This is a genomic window from Streptococcus sp. HMSC056C01, assembly GCF_001811305.1.
Lineage (GTDB): Bacteria > Bacillota > Bacilli > Lactobacillales > Streptococcaceae > Streptococcus.
On record NZ_KV804192.1, the window covers coordinates 84,975 to 90,707 of the forward strand.

The 5,733-nt window shown below is 39.0% G+C and carries 5 protein-coding genes; 4 read left to right on the plus strand and 1 reads right to left on the minus strand.

Annotated elements, in window-relative coordinates:
* Positions 1 to 54 precede the first annotated feature (54 nt).
* Entirely contained in the window at positions 55 to 1,314 is a 1,260-nt protein-coding gene (locus HMPREF2795_RS02975) for a TRZ/ATZ family protein (protein WP_075228191.1), read from the plus strand.
* A 170-nt stretch (positions 1,315 to 1,484) separates the two neighbouring features.
* Here HMPREF2795_RS02975 and HMPREF2795_RS02980 read toward each other — a convergent pair whose 3' ends face one another.
* Positions 1,485 to 2,963 carry an oligosaccharide flippase family protein gene (locus tag HMPREF2795_RS02980; protein ID WP_000789695.1) on the minus strand — a complete coding sequence of 493 codons (1,479 nt, stop codon included), beginning with the start codon at positions 2,961 to 2,963 and terminating at the stop codon, positions 1,485 to 1,487.
* 126 nt (positions 2,964 to 3,089) lie between these two features.
* Between HMPREF2795_RS02980 and mecA the strand changes: the two genes are divergently transcribed.
* From mecA to HMPREF2795_RS02995, 3 genes are all read left to right on the plus strand, one after another.
* A complete protein-coding gene (gene mecA / locus HMPREF2795_RS02985) occupies positions 3,090 to 3,827 on the plus strand; it encodes an adaptor protein MecA (RefSeq protein WP_000782671.1) in 738 nt (245 codons plus the stop codon).
* A gap of 506 nt (positions 3,828 to 4,333) precedes the next feature.
* On the plus strand, positions 4,334 to 4,897 hold the full coding sequence (locus tag HMPREF2795_RS02990; protein ID WP_049526246.1) for a TIGR01440 family protein: 564 nt from the start codon (positions 4,334 to 4,336) through the stop codon (positions 4,895 to 4,897).
* Between the two features lie 16 nt (positions 4,898 to 4,913).
* A partial coding sequence (locus HMPREF2795_RS02995; protein ID WP_148131260.1) for a YSIRK-type signal peptide-containing protein occupies positions 4,914 to 5,733 on the plus strand: 820 nt, incomplete at its 3' end.

Below are 5,733 nucleotides of genomic sequence, written 5' to 3' on the forward strand. Positions count from 1 at the left end.
GACGTGGTTTGAATTTGATTTTCGAAGAGTATAATTTAGAAAAGGAGCCTATTGATGAAAGTCTTTCAGCATGTAAATATCGTGACTTGTGACCAAGATTTCCATGTCTACCTGGATGGTATCTTAGCTCTTGAAAATTCTCAAATCGTCTATGTCGGTCAGGAAAATCAAGAAATTCTCAAGCAAGCAGATCAAATCATAGACTATCAGGGTGCTTGGATTATGCCTGGTTTGGTTAACTGTCATACCCACTCTGCCATGACAGGCTTGAGAGACATTCGTGACGATAGTAATCTCCACGAATGGCTGGAGGACTATATCTGGCCAGCTGAGGCAGAGTTCACACCAGAGATGACTACAAAGGCCGTCAAAGAGGCGTTGACAGAGATGCTCCAGTCAGGAACGACAACATTCAATGATATGTACAATCCTAACGGAATAGAGATAGAGAAGATTTATGATGCAGTCAAGGCATCCAAGATGCGTTGCTATTTTTCTCCAACTCTCTTTTCTTCAGACATGGAGACCACAGATGAGACTATAGCCAGAACGCGTGCTGTCATCGGGACAATCAAAAGCTATCAGGATCCCAATTTCAAGGTTATGGTGGCCCCTCATTCGCCCTATAGTTGTAGTCGAGAATTGCTGGAAGCAAGCTTGAATCTAGCAAAAAAAGAAGATATTCCGCTTCATATCCATGTGGCAGAAACACAGGAAGAGTCAGGGATTATCCTGAAACGTTATGGTAAACGTCCACTAGCCTTTCTAGATGAACTTGGCTATTTAGATCATCAGGCTGTATTTGCCCACGGTGTGGAGTTAAATGAAGCAGAAATTGCTCGCTTGGCAGATTCGCAAGTTGCTATCGCCCACAATCCTATTAGCAACCTCAAACTAGCTTCAGGGATTGCACCAATTATCCAACTTCAAAAGGCAGGTGTTCCAGTTGGTATCGCGACGGACTCAGTTGCTTCTAACAATAATCTCGATATGTTTGAGGAAGGTCGTACGGCAGCCCTTTTACAGAAAATGAAGAGCGGTGATGCGAGTCAATTTCCTATTGAAACGGCCCTCAAGACTCTTACGATTGAAGGAGCTAAGGTGTTAGGAATGGAAGATGAGATTGGTAGCCTGGAAGTCGGCAAGCAAGCTGATTTTCTAGTTATTCAACCCCAAGGAAAAATCCATCTCCAACCTCAAGAAAACATGCTGTCTCACCTAGTATATGCTGTTAAATCCAGTGATGTTGATGACGTCTATATTGCAGGTGAGCAAGTTGTGAGAGCTGGGAAGGTATTAACAGTAGATTTGTAAGTGATGCTCTTTCTAATTTTTTTAAGCTAGATCAGTGTTGTCTTGACCTCGTTAGCTCTAACATGTTCATTGAGTGAGTATTTATTGTCCGTAATGCCGTTGGATGCATAGAAAAAGAAGACCTTGTGAGTCTTCTTTTTGTTTAATTTGAACATTTTTGAGAGGGACCTCTATCCTCTTTTAATCTTAGAACGAACTAAGTCAAGCGCATAATGAAGTGTTTTATCTTTGATAATAAAGAGGGTAATGGCGTAATAGATGCCACAAGCTGCGATTGTAGAAAGAACCATGCTAATCATCTTCATCGTAACTTCATAGCTATGAACTTGGAAGAGGGTTTTAAAAACATAATAAATTGGGATGAAACCAAGTGATACGATTGTGTAGCGAGCCAGAGTTGTAAAAATCTCTTTCAAATCCAATAGTTTGTGCTTCTGAATAAAGCGAATTTCTAGCAGAACTACGATTGATTCAGCTATAATGGTTGTCCCAATGTAGTATTCAGGACTAAAGATATTATTGAAAAGGAGTAGTGAATTTAGGACTACATTGACACCGCCACCGATAAAGTAAAAGGCAGTCAAACGATTTTCATGGTCATTAATAAAGATAATCTGTTTTCCAAGGATTAATTCGATAGCCCAGATAATGGTACGAAAGGCAAAGATACTCGTTACGATTCCTGCTTCTAGATATTTCTCAGAAGAGTAGATAACTGTAGCATAGGTTCCTAAAACCATAATACCAATACTGGTAGGGACCATGAGGAAGTAAAAGAGGGATGCGCCCTGATTGACCAAATTTTTATAAGAAGTAAAATCTTTTTTTCCTAGATAATAACCAAGTCGTGGGATGCTGACGTTGATAGCTCCACTGAGGACACTAGCAATCAGCATAACGATACTGGAGGCAATGGTGTAGTAGGAGATAAAATTCTCATCAGGTCCTTTAGTGATGAACATACGGTCTAGCAAGGTATAGAGCATATTAGCATTTGCTAGAAGAAGCATGGTTAAGAGAGGTTTAGATGACTTGAGAAGTTCGATGAACTCAATTTTGACAAAGGAGACCTCTCGTTTAATCCATAGGAAGCTAAGTAGATAGTTGATAATGGTTGTCGCACTCATGATTGTGGCATAAGGAACAATATCATCAGGTGTCTTAACGAAAGCGAAGATAGCGACCAACATTCCAATACGAATCACGAGTGTTTTATAAAGGATAAAAGAATAGTTCTCATAGGCTTCGTTCATCCACTCGATATTCAGAAATTGGAAGAGGGCTTGGATACCAAGGATATAGTAAAGGATTTTTAGATTGACAATACTGGTATCAAAGTGAATAAAGAGGAAATAGATAGCTGTTGTCAGAATTGAAGTAATCAGGGAAATATAGAATAACTTAGAAAAGACATAATTGATCTTATTCTTATCATCCTTAACCTTACTGATAGCTCGAATCCCATAATTGTAAATCCCAAAGGCAGCGAGTGGAATGACAAAGCTTGCCCAGGTGTTGGCAGTGTTGAAGTAACCGTAATTCGATTTGCTAAGAATCCGTGTTAGATAGGGATTAGTAATCAAAGGAAAAACGATATTCAAGATATTGACCAGCAAGCTGGCCAAAGCGTTAACTTTTATATTTTTCATGAAAACTTTCTTTCTTATATTCTAAAATAGATACTAGTATTATATCATATTCCAACGCCATTTTTTTTGATAAAATTTTTGAAATCTTGTATAATAGATAGAACTGAAAGTATGAGGTTACGAACTATGAAAATGAAACAAATCAGTGATACGACTTTAAAAATCACCATGTCTTTAGAAGATTTGATGGATCGTGGAATGGAAATCGCAGACTTTCTCGTTCCACAAGAGAAAACAGAAGAATTTTTCTACGCAATCTTGGATGAGCTAGAGATGCCAGATAGTTTCTTGGATACAGGCATGCTTAGCTTCCGAGTAACACCTAAGCCAGACAAGGTTGATGTTTTTGTGACCAAATCTAAGATCGACCAGAATTTGGACTTTGACGATTTGGCAGATCTTCCTGATATGGATGAGTTGGCTAAAATGTCTCCAGATGAGTTTTTAAAAACCTTGGAGAAAACCATGGCAGAAAAAACTAAAGATGATATTGAAGCCATTCAATCTTTAGAGCAGGTTGAAAAGGAAGAAGAAGCAGCGCTTGATGAAGCCCTCGAAGTAGAAGAAGGAAAAAGAGAGCCTTATATCTACTACATCTTACGTTTTGACGATTTATCTAGTTTGGTTTCTTTTGCCAAAACGGTTGACTACCAAATGGAAACTTCAGAACTCTACAAGATGAATGACCAGTACTATCTGACAGTTTTAGTTGATGTAGAAGATCAACCTAGCCTTTATCCAGCTTGGTTGTTGGCACGTATGCGCGAATTTGCGGATGATAGTGATATCAGTCGTTCTGTCCTACAAGAATATGGGCAACTACTCATCAATCATGATGCTGTCCAAGGACTCCAAAAAGTTTAATCTATAAAAAACAGAGAAGCTACCCTTCTCTGTTTTTGTAAAATCTAGTTTTTAAAATTTTGGATTCAGTTTGTATCCAAAAAACTGTCACATTATAATTTGAGGATAAAATTAAAGTTTTAGCATCATTTCATGAAAATTTTCTGAATCATTATCTAAAGCTACAAGGAAGAAAAAGTGCCTAAAAAATAAGCAAAGTAGTAGATTTAATAGAAGAAATGGGGTAGAATGGTAGAAGTTGCTTTTCGGTCGTTTATAATCGAATTGACTGACAAATCTTTTAGGTGTAAATGTTATTACATCAACGATTTTACTAAACTATTATATTTTTTTTGTTTTCAAAGTATAATTTTATCTTATATTTGAAACTAGATGAATTTGAATCAGTTTTTAAAAAGAGCCCTCATATAGTTTTTGAATCCTAGCAAATGGTATTCCTATGCCTTCTAATCTTGCTAAAATTGATGAAAAACGATATGATAGAATGAAAAAAAGCGAGGTGAAAAATGGACCAAAGACGGATTCAAACAGAAACACAGCAGATACTTGAAGATGTATTAGACAAGGCTTCTTTACAGGAGGGAGCACTATTTGTCTTGGGTTTGTCTTCGAGTGAAGTGCTGGGAGGACACATCGGAAAAGATTCGAGTCAGGAAATCGGTGAACTTATTGTCAAGACTATGTTGGAACTGTTGACGGCTAAGGGAATTCACCTGGCTGTTCAAGGTTGTGAACATGTCAATCGGGCTTTAGTTGTTGAACGAGAAGTAGCTATAAAACATCAGTTGGAGATTGTGAGTGTACTCCCGACCTTACATGCAGGAGGTTCTGGTCAATTGGCCGCCTTCCGCTATATGAAGGATCCCGTGGAAGTCGAATTTATCAGGGCAGATGCTGGTCTAGACATTGGTGATACAGCTATCGGTATGCATATCAAACATGTTCAGGTACCCATTCGACCAGTCTTGAGAGAGATTGGTCAGGCTCATGTGACAGCACTTGCGAGTCGACCAAAACTCATTGGAGGGGCGCGTGCTCAATATCCAATAGATCATATTAGGAAGATATAAATTGAATACTAGAAAAATGCAGTTTGAGAGAGTCATTAAATACTCTATTCGGAAGTTCTCGGTTGGTGTCGGTTCTGCGGTTATCGGGACATTTCTTTTGGGGGCAAATAACTTTTTAGTTGAAACTGTTTCAGCTAACGAAGTGGCAACACCCAACCAAGTTCATTACCGTTATTTGGCTGAACAAGAATTGACAGAAGCAGAAAAAGCTTTGATTCATCACGAACTCCCTTCGGATTTAAAACAAGATGATGTTGTCTATCTTGTTTACAGAAAGAAGGAAGTGAATTCTCAACAATTACCAAACACTGGAAGCAAGGAGTTAGCACTGGCAACTCTTGGATTTGCAACAGCGTCTATGGTTGTTGTGGTGATGTCTAAAAAACATCGCAATAAAATGCTTGGCCTTCTCTTAATTGGAGCTCTAGGTGGTAGTTACTTTATCCCTCAGTCAGCTCAAGCCTTTGAGAATAAAATCTTAGTGTCCTACAATCAAACGATTGCAGCAAGTAGTCAAGAGGACTTGGCAAAAGGTGTCATTCAAATCGAAGGATACGAATACGTTGGTTACTTTAAAGCATCTGACTTCCAAGACCAACCGGAGCAAATGACGACTGCTAAGGGAACTCAAGAAGCAGGCCATGAAGATGAATCTTTGGTTCAACCAGAGTTGCCAGCCTACACCGGCGAGATTAGTGCCAAAGGTACTCAAGAAGCAGGCCACGAAGGTGAATCTTTGGTTCAACCAGAGTTGCCAGCCTACACCGGCGAGATTACAGCCAAAGGCACCCAAGAAGCAGGCCATGAAGGTGAATCTTTGGTTCAACCAGAGTTGC

Coding starts and splice junctions, on each gene's coding strand:
- HMPREF2795_RS02975 (WP_075228191.1), top strand. CDS start 55: ATGAAAGTCTTTCAGCATGTAAATATCGTGACTTGTGACCAAGATTTC.
- HMPREF2795_RS02980 (WP_000789695.1), bottom strand. CDS start 2,963: ATGAAAAATATAAAAGTTAACGCTTTGGCCAGCTTGCTGGTCAATATC.
- mecA (WP_000782671.1), top strand. CDS start 3,090: ATGAAAATGAAACAAATCAGTGATACGACTTTAAAAATCACCATGTCT.
- HMPREF2795_RS02990 (WP_049526246.1), top strand. CDS start 4,334: ATGGACCAAAGACGGATTCAAACAGAAACACAGCAGATACTTGAAGAT.